The following is a 21,744-nucleotide window of genomic DNA, read 5'->3' on the forward strand; positions in this document are numbered from 1 at the left end:
CCTACCGCTGCAGAATGGTCACGCCGCTGACGCCCGGTGCGCCGTAGACGTGGGTGTAGCCGAGGCGCGGGTTGCCCGGCACCTGCCGCGCGCCCGCTTGCTGGCGCAGCTGCGTGCAGATCTCGATCACCTGGCGCAGGCCCGAGGCGCCGATCGGTTCGCCGTTCGCAAGGCAGCCGCCGTCGGTGTTGATCGGCAGCCGCCCGTCGATCTCGGTGTCGCCGTCGCGCAGCAGTCGTTCCTGCTCGCCGTGCTCGCAGAAGCCGTTTTCCGCCATGTGGATGACCTCGCTGCCCGAGTCGGTGTCCTGCAACTGCAGCACGTCGATGTCGCGGGGTCCGACGCCGGCCTGTTCGAACGCGGCCCGCGAGGCGGCCACCGTCGGGGCGGGCGCCTGCTGCGCCGCGAGCGCCGGGCTGAAGACCTCGAACGAGCCGTGATGACGCGTGCGCACAACGGCCGCCTTCACGATGATCGGCTTGGGATGGTAGCGTTTGGCGATCTCGGCCGGACACAGCACCAGCGCCGCGCCGCCCTCGGCCGGGTTGCAGAACATGTACTGGCGCAGCGGCAGATTCACGGGCATCGACTCGGCGATTTCCGCGTAGCTCATCTCGCGCCGGCGCCAGGCGTCCGGATTCAGTGCGCCGTTGCGGAAGGCGCGCTGCGCCACGCGCACGAGAGATTCCTCGCTGATGCCGTGCTCGTGCATGTAGCGGCGCGTCTTCAGCGCGAAGAACTGCGTGGTCAGCATCAGTCCGGTCTCCCCATACCAGTCCGGCAGACCCCAGTCGCGCGGATGCGGGTTGAAGGCGCCGCGCGGGTGCTTGTCGAAGCCGACCGCCACCGCGAACTCCGTCATGCCCGAGCGGATCGCCGCAACCGCGCTTGCCATCGCACTGCCGCCGGTGGCGCAGCCATTCGCGACATTGATGAAGGGCAGGCCGGTGAGGCCCAGGTCGTTGCACAGCGCGTCGGCGTTGCCGGCGTCGTGGCTGCCGCCGTAGGCAACGCCGACTGCATCCCAGCCGATGCCGGCGTCCTTGAGGGCGGCACGCAGGGCGATCGCGCCCTGCGCGCGGCCGGAAAGCGCGTCGTGGCGGCCGAAGGGGTGCAGGCCGATACCGATGATGGCGACGTCGTTAGCCATGTCGTATTCCTTGTCAGACGGAAGCCGCCGGGCGGAAGGCGAAGGTGAAGACTTCGCCGCCGTTGGCGGTGGTGCGATAGGGGATCAGGGTCAGTTCGAGCGGCATGCCGATCTTCAGCCGGGACTCGTCGGCAACGGTCAGACGCGACTCCACCTTGATGCCGCAGGTCATCTCGACGTAGCCGACGCCATAGGGCTTGAACGTTTCCGGCGTCTCGCCGCTGTCATAGGGCGCCTTCGGCAGGAAACCCTGGATCGTCCAGGACCACAGCGAACCTTGGCGCCCGAGGTCGTGCGTGCGCATCCGTGTCGCCGTGCAGCGCGTGCAGCTCGTGGTGGCGGGAAAGTAGACCTCGCCGCATTCGTCGCAGCGGCTTCCCACCAGGTGCGGCGCGTCGCCTTCGAACCGGATCAGGTCCGGGCAGGCCAAAACAGGATGAGACATCAGCAGTTCCCTCTTCTATATGGATGATGAGTGGAGCAGGGGGCCGGCTAGCGCGCGGTCAGTCCCCCGTCGATCGTGAATTCGGCGCCGGTGACGAGCGCGGTTGTGCCCGATAAGCGTCCGCTCATCGTCCCGCCTCCCGCGAACCGACATCGCGCTTGCTCAACGCCAGCAGCGTCGCGAATTCCGGATTGCGCCGTGCGAGGATCGCTTCCATGCGGTCGCGGATCGCGTCGTCGAAGCTCCCGGTGGTCAGCACGTACAGGCGATCGTCGAGGACGGCCTGGCAGGCGATGTCCGCGACCTCCTCGGGGGACATCGCCCCCGCGTACAGGCTCGCGGCAACTGCCTGCAGTTCCTCCGATTCCGTTGCCGGCCCGGCCGCGGGCCGCAGGCGATCCGGTCGGTTCCGTTCGGATTCGTAGATGCGGGTATTCACGAGCCCCGGGCACAGCAGGCTCACCCCGATCGGCGCACCGCGCTCGCGCAGCGATGCATACAAAGCTTCCGTCACCCGCACCGCGGCATGCTTGGTCGCGCTGTATACGGCCGAACCGGACCCGCTGATCAGACCCGCAACCGACGCCGTGGTGATCACATGCCCCGGTGCGCCCCCCTCCAGCATCCGCGGGATGAAGCTGCGCAGTCCGTGGATCACGCCGAAGAGATTGACATCGAGCGACCAGCGCCAGTCTTCGAGCGGATATTCCCATACCGGGCGGTAACGCCCCGACGGCACGACCCCGGCGTTGTTGCACAGCAGATGAACGGCGCCGAACGCCGCGTAGGCGCGATCCGCCAGGGCATCCACCTCCGCCGCGTTCGCAACATCGGTGCGGACTGCGATCGCTTCATGGCCGGCCGCCGCGAGCGCCGCGCAGGCCGTGGCGAGCGCGGCGGCGTCGACGTCGGCAGCAACCACCTTCATCCCGGCACGCGCGAAGCGCCACGCCATTGCCAGGCCGATGCCGCTGGCGGCACCGGTAATCACAGCAATGCGTCCGGAAAGCTCTTGCATCGGGATCTCCATCAAACGGAATGCTCACTCCCCGAGCCGCCGTCGCAACCGGCTAATGCCGCAGGGGCTTGTCATCCACAAGCGAGTCACTTAATATTCGGTTTGATCGTACCGACCGGTCGGTCGAGTGTCAAGCGAGGCACGGTCGGGGGTAGTGCACGGTCATGCGCAGTGCACCAGCTGTGCAGCTTTGCGTGTCTCACTTCGACGAATGTACCTCCTCTCCTCGCATTCGACGTCGAAGCTTCACCGTCCGGTGGTCCGTGACTGCCGGACGGTTTTTCTATTTGACGTGTGCCTCCTGCGAGCTCTCGGCCGATGAGTTGGCGCGCCCGTCGAGGGTAGTAGGGCGCTGCGACAACAAACGCCTTGTCGTCCGCGCGCGGATGCCCTAGTATGCGCATGTATCGACCGACCGGTCGGGCTGCGGCGAGTCAAGTCAAGTGATGTCCGGTCGGACTCGAGGCTCGATGGATGAACCTTACGAGAGGTGTGGAAAGCTATGTCGCAACGTGAAGTAGTCGTGCTTGGGGGCGCGCGGACCCCTATCGGAACGTATGGTGGAGCGTTGAAGGATGTCCCCCTCGGCGATTTGGCCACCGTCGCAGTGAAGGCGGCGTTGCAGCGCTCGGGTGCCGCGCCTGATTCGATCGGGCACGTCGTGATGGGCAACGTGATCCCGACCGAGCCGCGCGATGCCTACCTGAGCCGCGTCGCGGCGATGGATGCCGGTATTCCGGAAAGCGTGCCGGCCTTCAACGTCAATCGCCTCTGCGGTTCAGGCCTGCAGGCGATCATTTCTGCCGCACAGGCGATCCGGCTCGGCGATTGCGACCTCGCCATCGGCGGTGGTGCGGAATCGATGAGCCGCGGCCCATACACGGTGCCGAATCTGCGTTGGGGCGCGCGAATGCTCGACGCACGGCTGGTCGACTACATGAACGGCATCCTGCACGACCCGTGGAAGACGATACACATGGGCATCACCGCCGAAAACGTGGCCGAACGTTACGGGATCACGCGGCAGATGCAGGACGAGCTCGCGGTTGAAAGCCAGCGGCGGGCTTCGGTTGCGATCGTGGAAGGCTACTTCAAGGACCAGATCGTTCCGGTCGAAGTGAAGACGAAGGCCGGTATCGCGTATTTCGAGACGGACGAACACGTCCGCGCCGGCGCCACGCTCGAGGGCCTGGCCGCAATGAAACCGGCGTTCAAAAAGGACGGCGGCACCGTGACGGCGGGCAACGCTTCGGGGCTCAACGATGGCGCTGCGGCCGTGGTGCTGGCCGATGCAAATCGCGCGGCGGCACTCGGACTGAAGCCTCTCGCACGCCTGGTGGGCTATGCCCACGCGGGGGTCGATCCGATGTACATGGGCATCGGACCGGTCCCCGCAACTCGAATGGTGCTCGAACGCACCGGGCTCAAGGTGGATGACCTCGACGTCATCGAGGCGAACGAGGCCTTCGCGGCACAGGCCTGCGCCGTGGCGCAAGAGCTGGGGCTGGACCCGCGGCGCGTCAATCCCAACGGGTCGGGTATTTCGCTGGGGCATCCGGTCGGCGCCACGGGCGCAATCATCACCGTGAAGGCGATCCACGAATTGCACCGTACCGGCGGCCGCTATGCGCTGGTGACGATGTGCATCGGCGGCGGCCAGGGCATCGCGGCGATTTTCGAGCGGCTGTAGGCGCAAGCGCGACAGCGGCATTTTCAGCATTCAGATCGGGGAACGACGTATGAGTATCAGCACGGTAGGCGTCATTGGGGCGGGAACGATGGGCAACGGCATTGCCCAGGTGTGTGCGGCGGCCGGTTTTTCCGTCGTCATGGTCGATATATCGTCCGATGCGGTGGGCAAGGGCATCGCGACGATCTCCGGCAGTCTCGACCGCTTGATCAAGAAGGGGCAGCTGAGCGCCGCGCAGAAGGGCGAATATCTCGACCGGATCCGCGGCACGACCGGCTATGCCGACCTCGCGAAGGCCGATCTGGTGATCGAGGCCGCGACCGAGAACGAAGCGCTCAAGTTGAAGATCCTGGCCGAGGTCGACGCCATCGTCGGCCCCGCTGCGCTGATCGCAACGAACACCTCGTCGATGTCGATCACTCGCCTGGCGGCGGCCACCAAACATCCCGAACGCTTCGTCGGCATGCACTTCTTCAATCCCGTGCCGGTGATGGCGCTGGTCGAGCTGGTCCCGGGGCTGCGCACCGCGCAGGCGACGGTGGATGCCGTGAAGACCTTTGTCGGAGCGATCGGCAAGACCGCCATCGTGGCGAAGAACAGTCCCGGATTCGCCGTGAATCGCATCCTGTGCCCGATGATCAACGAGGCCGTCTTTGCGCTGCAGGAAGGCCTCGCGTCGGCCGAGGAGATCGACGCCGGCATGAAGCTCGGCTGCAACCAGCCGATCGGCCCGCTCGCGCTCGCCGACCTGATCGGTCTGGATACGATGCTCTCGGTGATGGAGATGTTCCACGCCGGCTTCAATGACCCCAAATACCGGCCCGCGCCGCTGCTCAAGGAAATGGTCGACGCCGGATTCCTCGGGCGCAAGAGCGGTCGCGGGTTCTTCGATTACTCGTGATCAACGGTGAATGACCTTGCAGGGAGCCAGCCAAGCATGAACTTCGACCTTTCGGAAGAACAGTCGGCATTGCAGCAAAAGGTGCGCCGCTTCATCGCGGAGGAGATCATCCCGTGCGAACGCGATCCGCGTCAGACCGCGCACGGCCCGTCGGAGGATTTTCGCGCGGAACTGATCGAGAAAGCACGGTCCGCGGAGTTGCTGACCGCGCATGTCTCGCGGGAATTCGGCGGTCTGGGACTCGATCACCGCGCCAAGGCGGTGTTCTTCGAGGAGGCGGGGTATTCGCTGCTCGGGCCGGTTGCGCTGAATATCGCCGCGCCGGACGAGGGCAATATGCACCTGCTCGAGGCGGTCGCCCGCCCGGAGCACAAGGAGCGGTGGTTGCGGCCGCTTGCCGCGGGCAAGGTCCGGTCCTGCTTCTGCATGACCGAACCGACGCCGGGGGCGGGCTCGGACCCGTCGATGCTGCAGACGACCGCCGTGCGCGACGGTGACGACTACGTCATCAACGGACGCAAGTGGTTCACCACCGGCGCTGATGGTGCCGCCTTCGCGATCATCATGGCCAAGCTCGAAGACGGCCGCGCCACGATGTTCCTGTCGGACACCGATGTGCCGGGCTTCATCGTCGAACGTTCGATGGACACCCTCGACACCTGCTTCCCCGGCGGCCACGGCGTGGTGCGTCTGGACAACGTGCGGGTGCCGGCCGAGAACATCCTCGGCGAACTCGGCGAGGGCTTCAAGTATGCCCAGGTGCGCCTGTCACCGGCGCGCCTGACGCACTGCATGCGCTGGCTGGGGGCCGCGCGGCGCGCCCACGACATCGCCACCGAATATGCGCGCCGGCGTCACGCCTTCGGCAAGCCGCTCGGCAGCCACGAAGGGGTCGGCTTCATGCTCGCCGACAACGAAATGGACATCCACTCGGCGCGGCTCGCGATCTGGCACACCGCCTGGGTGCTCGACAAGGGCCATCTCGCGCTGCACGACTCCAGCATGTCGAAGGTACTCGTCTCGGAAGCCTGCTGGCGCGTCGTCGACCGTTGCGTGCAGATCCTCGGCGGCCAGGGGGTCACCCGCGAAACCATCGTCGCGCGGATCTTCGCGGACATGCGCGCGTTCCGCATCTACGACGGCCCTTCGGAAGTGCACCGCTGGAGCATCGCCAAGCGGATCATCAAGGGCATCCCGCGCGAGGTGTGATCCCTGTTCCAGGGGATTTCGTTTCCAAACCACGGATAAGTGTGCAGATCATGAACGAACAGATGCGCAGTGCGCTGCAAGATTTCATTCGACGGGAGGCCGGGGCCGACCATGTGTCGATCACGGAAGCGAAGCTCCTCTCGGGGGGCTCGATACAGGAAAACTGGTTCATCCAGGCAGTCGTATCCGGTGGCCACTGCGGACCGGAATTGAAGCTGGTGGTGCGCACCGATGCGCCGTCCGGCGTTGCCGGAAGCCTGTGCCGTGCGGACGAGTTCGCACTCCTCAAGGCGGCCTACGACGCTGGCGTCACCGTGCCCGAGCCCCTGTGGCTGTGCCGCGATGCGAGCCTGATCGGCAAGCAGTTCTTCGTGATGCGCTTTGTCGGTGGCGTCGCGGCGTCGCATGTCGTCGTCCGCGACGCCAAGCTCGGTGGCGACCGCCGGGCACTGCTCGAACGCCTCGGCGCCGAACTCGGGCGCATCCACGCGATCCGTCCGCCGCGCGCCGATCTCGCCTTCCTGCCTTCCCCCGGATCGTCGCCCGCGCTGCAGCACGTCGCCCGCGTGCGACGTTTCCTCGATGCCCATCACACGCCGCATCCCGCGCTCGAGTGGGGCCTGCGCTGGCTCGAGGTCAACGCTCCGGAGCGCGGCGAGGTCGCCCTGTGCCACCGCGATTTCCGCACCGGCAATTACATGGTCGACGAGAATGGACTCACCGCCATCCTCGACTGGGAGTTCGCCGGCTGGGGCGATCCGCTGGAGGATGTGGGCTGGTTCTGCGCCAAGTGCTGGCGCTTCGGCGGGGCGGGCGATGCGGGCGGGATCGGAGCGCGCGAGGATCTGTACCGCGGCTACGCGAACGTGACCGGACGCCGGCTGGAGAATGAAAACATCCACTACTGGGAAGTGATGGCGCATGTGAACTGGGCCGTGATCGCCCTGCAGCAGGCCGAGCGCCATCTCTCGGGAGAGGAGACGTCGCTGATGCTCGCGCTGACCGGCCACATCGTGCCCGAGCTTGAATACGAAATCCTGACCATGACGGAGGCCCACTGATGCGTGACGAACCCACCGGCGAGCAGTTGCTCGACATTGCGCGGACTATGTTGCGGGAGGAGTTATTGTCCGCTTTGCCAACCGAAAAGAAACATGCCGCGCTGATGATCGCCAACGCGATCTCCATCGCAACGCGCCAGCTGCGCAACGGGGAGGAGGGCGAGCGCCGCGAAGCGGAAGCCCTGAGCGGCCTGCTGGGGCGAAGCGGGCAGGGCGAGGCAACGGGCGGAGCCGACCTGCGTGCGCAGTTACGGGAACTCAATCGCGAGTTCTCGCGTGCGATCCGCGCCGGACGGGCCGACTCGGGCGCGTGGCGCGAAGCAGCCGGGCAGCATCTGTCGCGCGTCACGCGTACCAAGGTCATGGAAAGCAATCCGAAGTATCTCGGAGCGCAGGGCTGATGAACCCTCTGCCCGGTACGCGCTGCCGCCGGCGGGTCTACCTCATGCGTCATGCCGAAGTGTCGTATTTCGACGCCGCCGGGCACCCCATCGATCCGCGCTACGTGACGCTCACCGAACGCGGCTGCGAGCAGGCGCGCTCGGCCGGTGCGCTCTTGCACGATGTGCCCTTTGATGGAGCGGTCAGCTCGGGCATGCCGCGGACCTTGCATACCGCGAATCTGGTGCTCGACGGGCGACCGCTGGCAATTCGCGAGGATCCGCGACTCAAGGAAATCCGCGCCGGCCGCCTCGCGGCCGTGCCTTCCGATCGACGCGACGAGATCATCACCCGCGCCTATGAACGTGCCCCCGAGCCGGGGGCGAGCTTCATCGGCGGCGAGCCTTGGGGCGACTTTCAGCAGCGCGTGCTCGGCGTATGGCGCGAACTGATGCAGACGGACACCTGGGCCAACCTGCTGGTGGTGGCCCACGACGCGGTCAATCGCGTCATCCTGAGTCATGTGACCGGCGCATCGCTGCACGGCTTGAAGGCCTTCGAGCAGGAGCCCGCCTGCATCAACATCATCGACGTCGATGTCGATGAGGGCGCCATCGAGCGTGCCTTCATCCGCGCCGCGAACCTGACCGCCTACAACCTGGCCGCACACGCCAACCATGACACGGTGATGGAACGCATCTCGGCACAGTTCAAGGCGGGCTGAGGCGCGCCGTACCGGGCAGGACATACGCACCGCCTGTTGAAGTGAAGCCGTCTTGAAACCGACCGACCTCACTTTGTGGTGTATCGCTTTGCGAAAGGTGCCTGCAAAACGTTTGACGGATTCCTCCTCTCCCTCCGGTCACGCGTGGCACCTTTCCTTTTCTTCTGGTGGCGATCCGATTGCGATCGCCCGTGCGGTCACGTTTCGGACTGTGAGACCCTCGGGTTCTCGACCCGATGCCGGTCGCTATACTGAAAGATGGACCGGTGCGTCGAAGGGAGGGGCACATGACAATACCCGCACGCGAGCTTTCCCCCGCGGTACCGGGCTCCGAACAGTCCGGAGGAGGGCGAAGCGGAAGAGTCGCGCAGCTTGAGGCGTGTGTGAGCCGCATCATCCTGCGCGCGAGCGATGAAGCGCAAATGCTTCAGGACACCTGCCATGCGATCGTCGATCTCGGCGGGTACGTGATGGCGTGGATCGGTTTCGCGCAGCACGACGAACGGAAAACGCTGCATTCAATGGCTCGGGCAGGCCTCGGCATGAGCGTTCTGGCCCCTGTTGACGGCACATGGGCGGAGGAGGGATGGGGCGCCGGACCTACCGGTACGGCGATTCGAACCGCGAATGTCGTGGTCGTCAGGGATATCGGGCGGGCGATCGATCTTCATCCGGATGCACTCCACGCAGAGGCCTGCGCGCATGGCTACGGCGCAGTGTGTGCCTTGCCGCTACGTGCCGGCGATAAGGTCCTGGGCGCGCTGACGATTCTCGATGCCGAAGCTGGCGCCTTCGGTGCGGCGGAACTCGAGACCCTGGGGGGACTGGCGCGTGACCTTGCATTGGGTGTCAGCATCCTGCGCGACCGCACGGACCAACACCGCGCTGCCCAGCGATTGCTCCTGGTGGATCGGGCGCTGCGGACCCTGAGCGCCGGCAACCGGGTGCTGCTGCGCTGTACCGACGAGGCGGAGCTTCTGGCAGAGATGTGTCGTGCCGTCGTGGAGCTCGGCGGCTACCGGCTGGCGTGGGTGGGATATGCGCAGAACGATCCCGAAAAAACCATAGTGCCCATGGCTCATGCCGGATTCAATGACGGGATGTTCGAAAAACTGCGAATGACCTGGGCGGACACACCGGACGGCCAGATTCCACCCGCAATCGCGATTCGCACCCGCAAGCCATGCGTCCGGCTGGATTTCGCAACGGATCCGCGCTTTGCGGCGTTTCGACAAGGGGCGCACCGACGCGGCCTGAACGCGTCCAGCACCTTTCCGCTGATCGTGGATGGTGAGGTGATCGGAACTCTGGATATCGTGGCCAGCGAAGTTGACGCTTTCGGTGATGACGAACTCGCCGTACTCAACGAGCTCTCGGCAGACCTCTCGTTTGGAATCTCGAATCTCCGGATGCGGCTGCGTCAGCGCGATGCCGAGCGCACGATCGAGCGCATGGCGTTCACCGATGCGCTGACTGGTCTGCCGAACCGCACCCGCCTGCGTGATCAGTTGGGCAGCGAAATCGACCAGGTCCGGCAGCAGCAGCGCTCGCTGGCATTGTTGGTGCTGAACGTGGACCGGTTTCGCGACATCAACGAGGTGCTCGGCTACCAGCAGGGGGACGGCCTCATCGTTGAATTGGCGCAGCGCCTCGCGAAGCAGATCGGGCCCTCTGCAATTTTGGCGCGGATGGGCGTCGACGAATTCGCCATTCTCCTCCCCGGTGCAGGCGCCGAACACGCCGAGGCGACCGCCCGGGTGCTGCTGCGCGGCTTCAACGAGGCATTCGAAGTGGCAGGGACGCGAGTCGAAATACAGGCGAGCATCGGGATTGCCTTGTTCCCGGGGCACGGTGCCGAGCCCGATGCGCTGATCCAGCGTGCCGACGCTGCCATGTATGAGGCCAAGCGGGAGCGCAAGGGCATCGCGGTATTCCGCGGAGACTCCGAAGCGCAAGCCCGCGAACGTCTGTCCCTGATGGCCGAATTGCGTCGGGCCATCGAGGACGATCAACTGTGCTTGTACTGCCAGCCCAAGGTGGACATGGCCACGGGACAGGTGTGCGGCGCCGAGGCCTTGGTCCGCTGGTTGCATCCGCAGCGAGGATTGATTCTGCCGGATCGGTTCATCCCGCTCGCCGAACGCACCGGGCTCATCAATTCGCTTACCAACTGGGTACTCCATGCAGCGCTGGGCCAGTGCTACTCGTGGCGAAGTGCCGGGATCGAGTTGCCTTTGGCGGTCAATTTATCCGCCCGTAATCTGATGGATCCGGGCTTGCTGAATCGGCTCACCGGGCTGCTCACAACCTGGGGGGCAGAGCCTGCCTGGCTACAGTTCGAATTGACCGAAAGCGCCCTGATGGAGGACGCCGCGAAGGCACTGGAAATCCTGACGCAGCTGAGCGCGATGGGGTTCCGACTCTATGTCGATGATTACGGAACCGGGTACTCGTCGCTGAGTTACCTCCAGAAGTTGCCGATCGATGCCCTGAAAATCGACAAATCCTTCGTCCTGGGGATGCCGACCGATCGTGACTCAGCCAACATCGTCCGGTCAACCGTCGAGATGGCCCACAACATCGGTCTCGAGGTTGTCGCAGAGGGCACGGAAAATCGGCTGATCTGGGACGAACTCGCAAGTTTTCATGCCGACGTAGCGCAGGGAACGTACATCAGCAACCCCATGCCGACCGCACAATTTCAAGATTGGAGCGCCCACCACAGCATGGAATCGCGCGTGATTCACTAGTTACCGAACCTCCGCCTTCGACTGGCATCCCCAAATAAGAAAGCCGCTGATCCTTGCGAATCAACGGCTTACTGAAACTTGTGGTGGTGATGGGCGGAATCGAACCGCCGACCTATGGGTTATGAATCCGCGGTTTTCCCTATTCATTGGGGTTGATCAAAGTTCTGTGATTAACAAAAAATGGTTAATCATCAGTGGGTTATGGAAAATTAGCGTTGCACCGCATTGCATGACGTTGCTAGTATCTGGCTACACCGTGGCTACACGAAATCGAGGTGTACCACACCCAGCCGGAGCCGATCATGCAACGCGAACGCCTTACTCCCGAACGCATCCGCCGCTTCAAGAACCCGGAAGGGGTGAAGCAAGACTTCCTGTGGGACACTGAGGCGCCCCGCCTCGCTGTGCGTGCGACCGCCGGCGCGAAGAGCTTCATCTTCGAGAGCAAGCTGAGCCGCCGTACCGTCCGCGTGACCATTGGCGACGTGCGCGCGTGGAATCTCGACGATGCCCGTGCCGAGGCCCGCCGCCTGCAAACGCAGATTGACCAAGGCATCGACCCGCGCCAAGAGAGGGCGGAACGCATCGCCGCTGCGGAGGCCAAGCGCGAGGAGGCCCGCCGCGTCGAGGCGCCGGCGCTCGAAGCGTGGGGCGCATACGTGGAAGCCCGCAAGGCGAAGTGGAGCGCACACCATCTCGCTGACCATCAAAACGTCGCCAAGGTGGGGGGTGAGAAGCGCACTCGCGGCCGACGTAAGGGTGAGCCTGACACCACCCAGCCCGGCGCGCTCCGGTCGCTGCTTGGGCTGCCTCTGTCGCAGATCGACGCCGACCGTGTGCGTGCATGGCTGCAGGACGAATCCGCGAAGCGTCCGACACATGCGCGACTTGCCTTCGGGCTGCTACGTGCCTTCCTGAACTGGTGCGTGGATCGCCCTGAGTATCGAACACAGATCCAAGCCGACGCATGCGCGTCCCGCTTGGCGCGCGATGAACTGCCGAAGAAGGCCTCGAAGAATGATTGCCTGCAGCGCGAACAGCTGAGGCTGTGGTTCGGCCATGTGCGCGCCTTGCCCAGTCCGGTGCAGTCCGCCTATTTGCAGGTCTTGCTGTTGACCGGCGCACGCCGGGAAGAACTGGCTGGCCTGCGGTGGGAGGACGTCGATTTCCAGTGGAAAAGCCTGCGCATCCGGGACAAGGTGGACGGTGAGCGCACCATTCCTCTAACGCCCTATGTGGCCGCCCTGCTGCGTGATTTGGATCGCCGCAACGAGACCCCTCCGCCCGAATGGCGCATCCTCGACGGGAAGCGCATTCGCAACGATCTGGAGAGCTGGAGGCCGTCGGAGTGGGTTTTCAGCAGCAGGACCGCGGCATCCGGTCGGATTCAAGAGCCGCGCATCGCGCACAACAAGGCGATCGCCGCTGCCGGCCTGCCGTCCCTGACGCTGCATGGCTTGCGGCGATCGTTCGGAACCCTTGCCGAATGGGTGGAGTGCCCCGCTGGCATCAGCGCGCAAATCATGGGGCACAAGCCGTCCGCCATCGCGGAAAAGCACTATCGCCGCCGCCCGCTCGATCTGCTGCGGCAGTGGCACACGACGATTGAGGCGTGGATTCTGGCCGAGGCCGGCATCGACCAGCCGGGCAGCGATGTAGCAGGGCCTGCGCTGCAAGCGGTGGCGTGAGCGATGGGACAGGATGCAGTCGTTCAACCCGAGATAGCGGGGAGACGTTCGCGCCGAAAGCGCGGTTCGCGGGCAAAGGCGCGCGTGAAGAAGCGTGCGGAGAAGAATTACTTCAGCCTTCAAGAAGCTGCGGACCTGCTATCCACACCAACAAACCCATTCAATGAGCAGGACATTCTCGATCTAGCGATGCGCGGGGAGTTGCGGGTTACGTTTTTTTTTCAAGGGGAACTGCAGCGGTTCCGCTCGAAGATTGGCGGCGGTTACGCAGATCCCAGCGATGATGATTCGGAGGAGTGGCACGTTTCCATGAAGGGCTACTTCCTCGTGCCAGCCTCTCAAATCACCCCAACGTCCCGTGAGTTTGTAATCGACGACATGCAACTTGCCGAAAGTCCTATCTATGCAAGCCGCGCATGGCAAATTGGCTCGTGGGGATATGTGCTGGCGGCATACTCTTGGGATGGTGATGATGTCGTGCACCGGGCGATTCGTGTTGATGTCAGTTCGGTTCTCGTGCCCAGATCTGACATCGAGGCCCTAACCACAGGGATGCACGTTGAGCCAGCCAGGGTGCTAGATACGCCGCCAACGAGGAATGGTGTTAGCGCCAGCTCAAAGCCTGAGCGAGGCCCAGACATAAACGGTCTCGTGTCTTGGCAGCGGGTTCTCTTGGAGTGCTGGCCTAAAATTGCGGATGCGTGCAATGGTGACCCGCCCCCCCGTCAGGCCATGAATTGGCTGAAGAAGAACGGCCCCCGGGACGTCATCCCCGCCGATCAGCCCGACGGCCAGCGCATGAGGTGGATCGGGTGCGATGGCACGATCCACTCCGTCGCCTTAAAAACGATTCAAAGCAGATTCTCCGAGTGGAAGTCGGCCGGGAACTTCCCGCCTGAAAAATAGTTTCCCGCAGGGTTTCCCACAGGGATTCCCACTTCCCATGTGGGAAAACGGGCCGCGTTGAGAGAAATAACTTCGCACTCGTCCGACGTTTCGGTATTCCGCCGAAACCGGCGCACCTCTCAAAGGAGCTCGACGAATGCGCCCCATGACAATAACCGAAATCATCCCGACCGCATGGCGCAATGATGCGCCGCTCGCTTCCCGCACCTACTCGACCGAACAGGCCGCCGCCGTTTTGCACGTCCGGCCGCAAACCCTTCGCGCAGCGCTGTGCCGAGCCGGGCATTACGCAGGAGTTATGCCGATCAAACTGCCAAGTAGATTCTTGGCTTGGCCTGCTGATCAGATTGAAGCCATCGCCCGCGGGGAGGTGGCGCAATGACCTCCAAGAACGGAAAAACCCGCGGGCAGGCGGGCTCTTTCGATGATGCGATCGCTTGGGAAAACGAATGCTCGAATCGTAGCGCCTCACCTGTTTCGGTACAAGCGCAGCCGACCGTTGCTGACCTCGCGTTCGTTCAAGACGTCCTGCGAGCGGAGAGTTCGCGTCTGCAGGTCGCTCTCTATCGAGCGGATGGCTGCTCGTCGCTCGAAATTTACGGCTATGCCCCAAAATCGGCTGCTCTACGAAAGATCAAGCGAGGAAAGAAAGTTCCGTTGGTACTCTGGAGGACGCCCCACGGAGGGGGCTACGGGGTCAGCCTAGCCGACATTCCGCGTCTTGTTGCGGCCGCAGCGCGGAGGGGGGCGTGATGGTCGCCGTGACATATCCGCCAGACACGCCCGAGCGCGTCGCATCGGCCCTGAGCTTCCTCGACGCAAGCGACCGCGACACTTGGGTTTGCATGAGTTTCGCCACGAAGGACGCCCTCGGCGAAGCAGGCCGCGATGTCTGGATGGAATGGGCCCGATCTGCGGAGAACTTCGACGAACGGGGCGCTGACGCGACGTGGCGGTCAGCCAAGGTCGGCGGCCAAGTTAGGGCCGCCTCGCTGTTCCATGCCGCGCGTCAGGCCGGTTGGCGCGACGACTCGCGCCGGGTTGCCATTGATCCCGCCGAGGCCGAGCGCCGCGGGGCCGAGCGGGCTGAGCGCGACGCCCGGGCGGCTGCGGAGGTTAAGGCCGAGCGCAAGGAGGCGGCTGCGCGGGCCGTTGCAATCTGGAACGCTGCGAAACAGGTCACCTACAACGCTTATCTGCGCGCCAAGGGCATCCGTCCGCACGGGACGCGCGTCGGTCCGTGGGAGGCCATCGATCGGCTGACGGGTGAAGTCAAGATTCTTGACGATGCAGCCTTGCTGATCCCGGCTCAAGACTTCGACGGCCAAATTTGGACGATCGAGGCAGTCCTGTCGGAAAAACTACCCGACGGCCGCAACAAGCTTTTCCTCCGCGGTGGTGCGAAAGCTGGGCGCTTCTTCCGGATTGGCGATCGGCCAGTTGAGCGGCAAGGACGGCCCATCTACGTGCTCGCGGAGGGGTTTGCGACTGGAGCGAGCATTCATGAATGCACAGGGCATCATGTCCTCGTGGCCTTCGACTGCGGAAACCTCGCACCGGTAGCCCGGGAGCTTCGCCGACGTCATCCAGAGGCAACCATCCTGTTTGCTGCGGACAACGATCAATTCACGCCCCGAAACCCGGGCGTCGATGCCGCGCGTAAGGCGGCCGCAGAGGTTGGTGGACTGCTAGCCGTGCCGCAGTTTGCTTCACTCGACGGCGACCCGACTGACTTCAACGATCTGCACCAACGCGAGGGGGCCGTTCAGGTGATCGAGCAGGTCGTCGCCGGCCTGAAGTCAGGCCGGGTCGAGCCGGAGGCCGAGGCCGCACCAGCGGGCGATGAGCGGCGTCCCGGCTTCGCGCAGGTGCTGGAAGAAACGGAGCCGGCCGCGGTCGCGCTCGAGCGGATGCCAGAGCCCTCGGGCTCGGGCCGCGATGATGACGTTGCGCTTCGTGCAGGTTTCCTCATTCTCGGGTACGACAGAGAACTGATTTTTGTTTATTCGCGTGAGCGACGTCAGGTGATCACCACGACGGTGCAGCGGCTCTCCCGTGAGGCGGGCCTGATCGAGTTGGCGGACCTTCTGTGGTGGGAGATGCAGTTCACCGAACCCGGGAAAGACTTCAAGCCGAAAGTCGCCGCGAACTGGATCGCGCGGATCGCGGGGCGACGCGGGGTGTATGAATCGGACCGTGTTCGTGGCCGCGGTGCGTGGTGGGACGATGGTCGCCTCGTGTTTCATCTGGGCGATCAGCTCATAGTCGATGGGGTGCCTGCCGAGATCGACTCGTTCAAGTCGCGCTTCGTGTTCGAGGCACGTCCGGCGCTCATGGCGCCAAGCGCGGTGCCGCTGAACTGTCGTGAAGGCGAAGACCTGTTGCGGGTCGCGCGGATGTTCCGCTGGGAGCACCCGGGAGCGGCGGAGCTTCTGATGGGCTGGCTGTTTCTTGCGCCGATCTGCGGAATGCTCCGGTGGCGTCCGCACGTATGGGTTGGGGCCTCGCCCGGGGCTGGCAAGTCGACCCTCATGGACAGCTTCGTGATGCCGTTACTGCCTGACAGGTGGGCTCTGCACGAACTGGGGATGACGACCGAGGCTGCTCTGCGCCAGAAACTCGCGGCTGACGCGCGCCCGGTCCTGCTTGACGAGTTCGAAGCGAACACTGAAGCGGACCGGCGGCGTGTCGAGGGTGTGCTGACGCTCATCCGGCTGTCCTCGTCGTCGGGCGAAATTTCCCGCGGCACTGTCTCCGGTCGGGCGCTCACCTTCACCGCACGATCGATGTTCCTGCTGGCGTCTGTTGGCGTAGGCCTGCATCGGCAGACCGACGAGGACCGCATCACGCGCTTGGAACTCACGAAAAACGGCGGGGGCGCTGACCGGTGGCCCGAGCTGGAGGCCGAATTGGTTAGGCTCACTCGCGACCGATCCGTTGCGCAGCGGCTGTTTGCGCGTGCGCTTGGCCGACTCGCTCTGGTGCGGGAGGCAGTCGAGGTTTTCACCCGCGAGGCTGGTGCGATCCTGAAGTCGCAGCGCCACGGGGACCAGTACGGCACGCTCCTTGCCGGCTGCTGGTGTCTCACACACGACGCTGCGCCGACTGTCGCTGAAGCCCGCGCCAAGATCATGCAGCACGAGCTTGCGGAGTTCGGTGCGGGTGCCTCGGCGAGCGGCGATGACTCGTCCAACGCTTTGAACGCGATCCTCAGTGCCGTCATCCGTCTTGATGGCGGGAAGGCGCTCACGGTGAGCCAGTTGATTGAGATCGCAACGTTGCCGTCTGGCTATGAAGAGAACCCGTCGGGGCTGCTTGGGGTGAGCCGGAAGGAGGCGGACCACCAGTTGCAGCTCCACGGCATCCGGGTCCGTCCATCCTCTGGTTCAGACGACAACGGAGAGGTGATGTTCGCCATGGCTCACCGGCATCTTCTCAGCCTCGTGGCAGATACCGATTTCGCGACTGACCTGATCGGGCGCCTTGCTCGGTTAACCGGCGCGTGGAAGTCGCGCGAGGGGAAGCCGAAGGCAAAGCTCCGCTTCGCGGGGGCGACGCTGCGCTACGTGGCCGTTCCGCTCAGCCTGTGCGTAAGTACCGATGATGACGCCGGGCTCGATTGCTCGGTCATCGGGTCGTCGCTGCCGAGGCACGACTACGCTGCGCATGCGCCGTTCTGATCGGCTGCTGCACTGCGAGTCCAACGCAGCCCGCCGAGTGCAGGCCTTTTTTCTTCATGCCGTTGGCGGGCGGGCGCCTTGCGTGCCAGCGGGGCGGTGTCCTGCGCGTCGACGTCGCTAAGCGCAATGGATTTGTTCCCATGTTCCCATCTCGTTCTCGGCATGGGAACAAACATGGGAATGCCTGAAACCCTTAGAAAGAGTGGGCTTTAGTTAAGTTGTTCCCATGTTCCCAAGAAATAAATAGAGGCTACTGGGGACGGTTGCTACTACGGTGTGTCAGGGGGGGCGGCGCCGGTATCCGGGTTCAGCACTCCTATTTATCTTTTGTGTGCGGAAAACGTGGGAACATGGGGGCAAAACCGCGGAAACCCTTTAATTACGCGGGTTATCGCTGATCTCATCCATTGGGAACCGCGAAAACGGCGTGGGAACATGGGAACAGCAGCGGAACTACCTGTCCTAGCCGCGACCACGAGACAGCCGGGCACAGGCCCTGTCCGCCTCTGGCGCGCCACGAGCCCGCACGCGCTGCGACCGGCCATGTCGGCAATAGTGGCTTAACTGCTCGGCGTTTGGCCGTCTGGGGCGATCCTCCGCGGTTCGGTGGGTCAGCGATGGGGCTCGGTGTCCTGCAGGCGGGCCATGGCAGACCAGACCGCCATATACGCATCGTGCAGGTCGTGGTCCTTGGTGGCGCCCTTGTGGTTGGCGTAGTCCAGTTCGAGCAGCTCGCGCGAGATGACGCTGACCACCTCCGCCTGCGGGATGGCTGCGCGGAAGCGGTAATCGGTGCCGGCGCCCTCGACAATGTTGGCGTCGGGGAACAGCGCTTCAAGGTCCTGACGGCGGCGTGCCCTGACCAGCAGATGGTCCGGCGGGCAGTCCTTGCGGACGATCGAGACGAATCCTCTGGGGCTCATGATCCACATCGGGTTATTCCTTTTCTGGTGCTCGCGCTGAATCGTCAGCCACGTTATTCGGGCACTGGCTGCTCAGTCGAGAGGCCATTCGCGAAGGGTTGCGATGAAAATGTTGGACATCAGCTCAAGCGCGTCTTTGGCGTCTTCCTCCATGATCGCGCGCGGGTGCCGATCCTCGCTCTGAACTCGCGCACCAAGCGAGTGCGGGTGATTCTCGTCCTTCAGGTGTGCGAAGGGATTTCGTCGATGACTCAAGCGGGTCGCACGCGCCAGCCAGTCCGGCGGGAAGAGCTTCGTCTCCGTAGCAAGGCGTACCGCCTGAGCAAATGTTGGGCTCCCTTGGGTGAGCCGCCGGAGCTGCAGGTGTTCGACGACGCAGTGCTCGATGACCGCCATTGCGATCATGAGCGTGCCGGCGAAGTGGCCATCCACGAATGTATCGTGGGCCTCCTGAAGTAGTTGCAGCGTCTCGGCGCGGCCAGCGATGAACGAAGGGCGGTTCGTGTGCAAGGACAACCACTCGATGCGGTCTGCACGGGCATTCCTCCGCAATGAGTCACTCTTGCAGAGTGCCTGAATCAGTCTTTGCCGGCGCTGGTCGGCTGGCTGATCCATCGTCACGTCTCTCCGGGCGCGAGCCTCGCCTTCAGTGCTGCGAGTACTGGCGCGTCGGCGGACCCGTTGAGTAGGCTGGGGAGCGCATCGATCGGCGCCAATGTGCAAGCTTGGGACTCCCAGCCCGCTTCGGCTGGCGTCCCGTAGGCGCGCTCGCCGACGTAGTACCGTGTCCGTGTTGTGGTGCGGTCAAAGTCGCCCAGAATTCCCGTGATGCGCACCTTGAGCCCGGCCTCCTCCCACGCCTCTCGCACCGCCGTCGCTTGAAACGAGAGGCCGCCTTCAACCCGGCCCTTCGGCCACGTTGCGAGGTAGCCGCCGAATCCGTTCGTAGGGTGCACGACCCACACCCGGCCGTCGCGCTCCACTACCACCACGCCGGCGCTCGCGTTCAGCCCGGGCGACATCTTCATCGCGGGCTCGGCAAGGTCCGGGTTCAGCCCATCGACCTGCTCCCACCCGTCGTCCGTGGTCGGCGCGTCTGTCCATGTCGCGAACGGAACCCCGTTCAGCTCCGCCGGTACCGGACCGCCGGGGATGAAGGTTGCCGCGGCCTTCGGATCGAACCAACTCGCCTGAGTTGTCGGCGTGCTCGGGTGCTTGATGACGACGGGTTTGCCGCTATCGTTGAGTTTGGGGTGGTGACTCGGTGAGGCTGTTGGCGTGTTCACGATAGGTTCCCCTGACTGGCTGTAATCCGGCAGCGGCAGCGCTTCGGCAGTTCTCCCGGCTGTGTCAGTGTTGTCCGAGCTGCTATTCACCTTCGGGGAGCGAAGCCGGCTTATCCCACTCTTTCTCAGACGTTTCGCGCGTCTTATAGAAGGCGGCAACCAGCTTGGCAAACTGCCTAAAGTCCTTGTTTTCCTTGGCCAGTCGGTTGCTGGTCGCCCAATCGACCGCATTGCGCTCCCGTGCTGGGATGCGTATGGCGCTTTCGGCTGGATTCTCGACGTTGAGCTCAATCACGCCAATACCGTGAAGTCCATGGAGCATCATAAGTTCGGCATCTGTATCGGAGTCAATCTCGGCCGCGACGAGGTATCCAAAGTTCGCCCACGACGAGTTCGAGACAGCCTGGAAGTAATCGCGACGGACCGACGAGCGCGAGACCCGTAGCTTGACCTCGAAGGACCACAGGCGGGCGCGCTGATCGCCGGCCTTCTCCGCGCAATCCTGAATCTGAGGCTGCCACTCTGCCATCAGATCCTCAAGACCGACCATGTCCGGATGTAGCCACTCGTTCGCCTTGGGGCCGAGGTTGTTCGATGAAGTCTTCTCGTCGATCCGTTTGGGATAGACCCGGTTCTGCACCGGGCCGACCCAGAGAAAGTGCGCAAGGAGTGGGTAGAGGTCGGCTTCCTTCAGCTTTTGCTGCTGGGGCGACACATTTGGTATCTCGTCGTCAGGTGTTTCGTCGCTGAAGGCACCCCCTTCGCCCCACGAGTACTTTCGCGGTGAGGTGTCCGAGCACTTCAATCTTGTGTATTTCTTCAGCCACTGCGGTCGGCGGCTACTGATCTCATTGGCGATCTGCGCCTCAATTTTTACGCCGGGCTTGCTGTTCTGCTGCTTCTTTGCGCACCAGTCCGGGTAGCTTTGAACGACCAATGTCGCCAATTCCGCCGAACTGAGCTGTTTCCCCGGAGCGCCACTGAGGATTGTGACGGCCAAATCTCCGAGACTGGAGTTGATGGTGATAGGCGGGAGTGCGGGCATGATCTGGTTCGTGTGATTTGCGGCAAATGATATGCAAATTTGGTGATCCTACGATTTACGTAGAGTCGCCACAAGGGCGTTCTTCGACTATCGTAGGATGCCGAGGTACACAACGCCCCGAACCCTGTTTGGCCTTCGCCTGCGCGAGGCGCGCCTGAGGGCGGGGATTGCTCAGGACAAACTGGGAGTTCTGATCGGCATTGACGAACTTTCTAGTAGCGCGCGCATCAGCCGCTACGAGAACGGTACGCACGAGCCCCCCTTCGCAACTGCAGAGAAGCTGGCGATGGCGCTGAACGTACCGACCGCCTTCTTCTACTGTGAAGATGAAGGACTTGCTCGCCTCATCTGCGGATACGCTTTGCTTCCTGCGTCGAAAAGGGATCGCCTGTTGCGAGTGTTGGATGAACTCGCAGAAGGCGCGAACTGACGGGATTTCGCTGTATGCCGGTAGTAGCCGGCAGTGTGTTCCTTCCCATGGAGACAAGCGTGGCGCTCACATACCAGCAGATCAGGGCAGCGGCGCGCCGGGTGATTTTGGCCGGTGTGTGTATGATCGAGAACGGCCACGGTCGCTTGCGGATACTGCCCTACGTAAGTCCGTCGAACTGCATCAGGGGGGATACCCGTCGTCGCCCCTGTTCCGCTACACAACCGGCGACTGTCATCGCTACATGGCGAACCACGGTGGTGCGCGAGTGCCGTGGAATGCGGGGCCGGCCACGCTCGCAGCGCATATCTGTGCCGGCTGTCGGGACCTCGCCACCGTCTTGGAGACATTCGGACCGCTTGATCCCGAGTACGCCCGGTGGCTGTCGCATCTGAAGGCCGAGGTCGAGCATGATCGCTTGCCGGTTGCGATCGCCGATTACGAAGATCTGAGCCGG

Annotated in this window: 20 protein-coding genes; 13 read left to right on the forward strand and 7 right to left on the reverse strand. The window is 63.8% G+C overall.

The genetic code is table 11. The annotated features are described in order from the left end of the window. Position 1: 1 nt before the first annotated feature. The 3 genes from GPA25_RS02880 to GPA25_RS02890 form a co-directional block, all read right to left on the reverse strand. Positions 2–1,150 (reverse strand): thiolase family protein, encoded by a 1,149-nt coding sequence (locus GPA25_RS02880; RefSeq protein WP_169258842.1) that lies wholly within the window; start codon positions 1,148–1,150, stop codon positions 2–4. Between the two features lie 13 nt (positions 1,151–1,163). Then, positions 1,164–1,595: a Zn-ribbon domain-containing OB-fold protein gene (locus tag GPA25_RS02885; protein ID WP_169258843.1), complete on the reverse strand. Its 432-nt coding sequence runs from the start codon at positions 1,593–1,595 to the stop codon at positions 1,164–1,166. A 124-nt stretch (positions 1,596–1,719) separates the two neighbouring features. Then, complete coding sequence (locus tag GPA25_RS02890; RefSeq protein ID WP_169258844.1) at positions 1,720–2,613, reverse strand: SDR family NAD(P)-dependent oxidoreductase; 894 nt, start codon at positions 2,611–2,613, stop codon at positions 1,720–1,722. A gap of 502 nt (positions 2,614–3,115) precedes the next feature. Here GPA25_RS02890 and GPA25_RS02895 point away from each other — a divergent pair. From GPA25_RS02895 to GPA25_RS02950, 12 genes are all read left to right on the forward strand, one after another. Next, positions 3,116–4,303 (forward strand): acetyl-CoA C-acyltransferase family protein, encoded by a 1,188-nt coding sequence (locus GPA25_RS02895; RefSeq protein WP_169258845.1) that lies wholly within the window; start codon positions 3,116–3,118, stop codon positions 4,301–4,303. Between the two features lie 49 nt (positions 4,304–4,352). Next, positions 4,353–5,204 (forward strand): 3-hydroxybutyryl-CoA dehydrogenase, encoded by an 852-nt coding sequence (locus GPA25_RS02900; protein ID WP_169258846.1) that lies wholly within the window; start codon positions 4,353–4,355, stop codon positions 5,202–5,204. A gap of 36 nt (positions 5,205–5,240) precedes the next feature. Next, the gene (locus GPA25_RS02905; RefSeq protein WP_169258847.1) at positions 5,241–6,413 is read left to right on the forward strand and encodes an acyl-CoA dehydrogenase family protein; all 1,173 of its coding nucleotides are present in this window, start codon (positions 5,241–5,243) and stop codon (positions 6,411–6,413) included. A 50-nt stretch (positions 6,414–6,463) separates the two neighbouring features. Continuing rightward, the gene (locus GPA25_RS02910; protein ID WP_169258848.1) at positions 6,464–7,474 is read left to right on the forward strand and encodes a phosphotransferase family protein; all 1,011 of its coding nucleotides are present in this window, start codon (positions 6,464–6,466) and stop codon (positions 7,472–7,474) included. Next, positions 7,474–7,875 carry a DUF6285 domain-containing protein gene (locus tag GPA25_RS02915; protein WP_169258849.1) on the forward strand — a complete coding sequence of 134 codons (402 nt, stop codon included), beginning with the start codon at positions 7,474–7,476 and terminating at the stop codon, positions 7,873–7,875. Before GPA25_RS02910 ends, GPA25_RS02915 begins: the two co-directional genes overlap by 1 nt. After that, positions 7,875–8,579 carry a histidine phosphatase family protein gene (locus GPA25_RS02920; protein ID WP_169258850.1) on the forward strand — a complete coding sequence of 235 codons (705 nt, stop codon included), beginning with the start codon at positions 7,875–7,877 and terminating at the stop codon, positions 8,577–8,579. The genes GPA25_RS02915 and GPA25_RS02920 overlap by 1 nt, the downstream gene beginning before the upstream one ends. A 383-nt stretch (positions 8,580–8,962) precedes the next feature. Beyond that, positions 8,963–11,329 (forward strand): EAL domain-containing protein, encoded by a 2,367-nt coding sequence (locus GPA25_RS02925; RefSeq protein WP_169258851.1) that lies wholly within the window; start codon positions 8,963–8,965, stop codon positions 11,327–11,329. 302 nt (positions 11,330–11,631) lie between these two features. Continuing rightward, positions 11,632–13,017, forward strand: a complete 1,386-nt coding sequence (locus GPA25_RS02930) for a tyrosine-type recombinase/integrase (RefSeq protein ID WP_169258852.1) — start codon at positions 11,632–11,634, stop codon at positions 13,015–13,017. 84 nt (positions 13,018–13,101) lie between these two features. After that, positions 13,102–13,923 carry a hypothetical protein gene (locus tag GPA25_RS02935; protein WP_169258853.1) on the forward strand — a complete coding sequence of 274 codons (822 nt, stop codon included), beginning with the start codon at positions 13,102–13,104 and terminating at the stop codon, positions 13,921–13,923. A 145-nt stretch (positions 13,924–14,068) separates the two neighbouring features. Continuing rightward, positions 14,069–14,305, forward strand: a complete 237-nt coding sequence (locus GPA25_RS02940; protein WP_169258854.1) for a hypothetical protein — start codon at positions 14,069–14,071, stop codon at positions 14,303–14,305. Further along, complete coding sequence (locus GPA25_RS02945; protein WP_169258855.1) at positions 14,302–14,676, forward strand: hypothetical protein; 375 nt, start codon at positions 14,302–14,304, stop codon at positions 14,674–14,676. Before GPA25_RS02940 ends, GPA25_RS02945 begins: the two co-directional genes overlap by 4 nt. Then, on the forward strand, positions 14,676–17,603 hold the full coding sequence (locus GPA25_RS02950) for a PriCT-2 domain-containing protein (protein WP_246265288.1): 2,928 nt from the start codon (positions 14,676–14,678) through the stop codon (positions 17,601–17,603). The genes GPA25_RS02945 and GPA25_RS02950 overlap by 1 nt, the downstream gene beginning before the upstream one ends. A 611-nt stretch (positions 17,604–18,214) precedes the next feature. Here GPA25_RS02950 and GPA25_RS02955 read toward each other — a convergent pair. The 4 genes from GPA25_RS02955 to GPA25_RS02970 form a co-directional block, all read right to left on the reverse strand. Further along, positions 18,215–18,526, reverse strand: coding sequence for a hypothetical protein (locus GPA25_RS02955; RefSeq protein WP_169258857.1), 312 nt, complete (start codon positions 18,524–18,526; stop codon positions 18,215–18,217). 72 nt (positions 18,527–18,598) lie between these two features. Then, the gene (locus GPA25_RS02960) at positions 18,599–19,141 is read right to left on the reverse strand and encodes a hypothetical protein (protein ID WP_169258858.1); all 543 of its coding nucleotides are present in this window, start codon (positions 19,139–19,141) and stop codon (positions 18,599–18,601) included. Positions 19,142–19,143: 2 nt separating this feature from the next. Next, positions 19,144–19,812 carry an NUDIX domain-containing protein gene (locus tag GPA25_RS24285; protein WP_169258726.1) on the reverse strand — a complete coding sequence of 223 codons (669 nt, stop codon included), beginning with the start codon at positions 19,810–19,812 and terminating at the stop codon, positions 19,144–19,146. An 82-nt stretch (positions 19,813–19,894) separates the two neighbouring features. Further along, the gene (locus GPA25_RS02970; RefSeq protein ID WP_169258859.1) at positions 19,895–20,857 is read right to left on the reverse strand and encodes an HrgA protein; all 963 of its coding nucleotides are present in this window, start codon (positions 20,855–20,857) and stop codon (positions 19,895–19,897) included. Positions 20,858–20,954: 97 nt separating this feature from the next. Between GPA25_RS02970 and GPA25_RS02975 the strand changes: the two genes are divergently transcribed. After that, a complete protein-coding gene (locus tag GPA25_RS02975; RefSeq protein WP_169258860.1) occupies positions 20,955–21,287 on the forward strand; it encodes a helix-turn-helix domain-containing protein in 333 nt (110 codons plus the stop codon). Positions 21,288–21,744: the final 457 nt, after the last annotated feature.

Origin of the sequence: Aromatoleum diolicum (genome assembly GCF_012910955.1) — a bacterium.
Lineage (GTDB): Bacteria > Pseudomonadota > Gammaproteobacteria > Burkholderiales > Rhodocyclaceae > Aromatoleum > Aromatoleum diolicum.

Excerpts from the sequence above, each read along its gene's own strand:
- GPA25_RS02905 (WP_169258847.1), top strand. The coding sequence starts at position 5,241 with ATGAACTTCGACCTTTCGGAAGAACAGTCGGCATTGCAGCAAAAGGTG.
- GPA25_RS02890 (WP_169258844.1), bottom strand. The coding sequence starts at position 2,613 with ATGCAAGAGCTTTCCGGACGCATTGCTGTGATTACCGGTGCCGCCAGC.
- GPA25_RS02920 (WP_169258850.1), top strand. The coding sequence starts at position 7,875 with ATGAACCCTCTGCCCGGTACGCGCTGCCGCCGGCGGGTCTACCTCATG.
- GPA25_RS02895 (WP_169258845.1), top strand. The coding sequence starts at position 3,116 with ATGTCGCAACGTGAAGTAGTCGTGCTTGGGGGCGCGCGGACCCCTATC.
- GPA25_RS02885 (WP_169258843.1), bottom strand. The coding sequence starts at position 1,595 with ATGTCTCATCCTGTTTTGGCCTGCCCGGACCTGATCCGGTTCGAAGGC.
- GPA25_RS02915 (WP_169258849.1), top strand. The coding sequence starts at position 7,474 with ATGCGTGACGAACCCACCGGCGAGCAGTTGCTCGACATTGCGCGGACT.
- GPA25_RS02880 (WP_169258842.1), bottom strand. The coding sequence starts at position 1,150 with ATGGCTAACGACGTCGCCATCATCGGTATCGGCCTGCACCCCTTCGGC.
- GPA25_RS02945 (WP_169258855.1), top strand. The coding sequence starts at position 14,302 with ATGACCTCCAAGAACGGAAAAACCCGCGGGCAGGCGGGCTCTTTCGAT.
- GPA25_RS02950 (WP_246265288.1), top strand. The coding sequence starts at position 14,676 with ATGGTCGCCGTGACATATCCGCCAGACACGCCCGAGCGCGTCGCATCG.
- GPA25_RS02955 (WP_169258857.1), bottom strand. The coding sequence starts at position 18,526 with ATGAGCCCCAGAGGATTCGTCTCGATCGTCCGCAAGGACTGCCCGCCG.
- GPA25_RS02960 (WP_169258858.1), bottom strand. The coding sequence starts at position 19,141 with ATGGATCAGCCAGCCGACCAGCGCCGGCAAAGACTGATTCAGGCACTC.
- GPA25_RS02910 (WP_169258848.1), top strand. The coding sequence starts at position 6,464 with ATGAACGAACAGATGCGCAGTGCGCTGCAAGATTTCATTCGACGGGAG.
- GPA25_RS02900 (WP_169258846.1), top strand. The coding sequence starts at position 4,353 with ATGAGTATCAGCACGGTAGGCGTCATTGGGGCGGGAACGATGGGCAAC.
- GPA25_RS02940 (WP_169258854.1), top strand. The coding sequence starts at position 14,069 with ATGACAATAACCGAAATCATCCCGACCGCATGGCGCAATGATGCGCCG.
- GPA25_RS02970 (WP_169258859.1), bottom strand. The coding sequence starts at position 20,857 with ATGCCCGCACTCCCGCCTATCACCATCAACTCCAGTCTCGGAGATTTG.
- GPA25_RS02975 (WP_169258860.1), top strand. The coding sequence starts at position 20,955 with ATGCCGAGGTACACAACGCCCCGAACCCTGTTTGGCCTTCGCCTGCGC.
- GPA25_RS02930 (WP_169258852.1), top strand. The coding sequence starts at position 11,632 with ATGCAACGCGAACGCCTTACTCCCGAACGCATCCGCCGCTTCAAGAAC.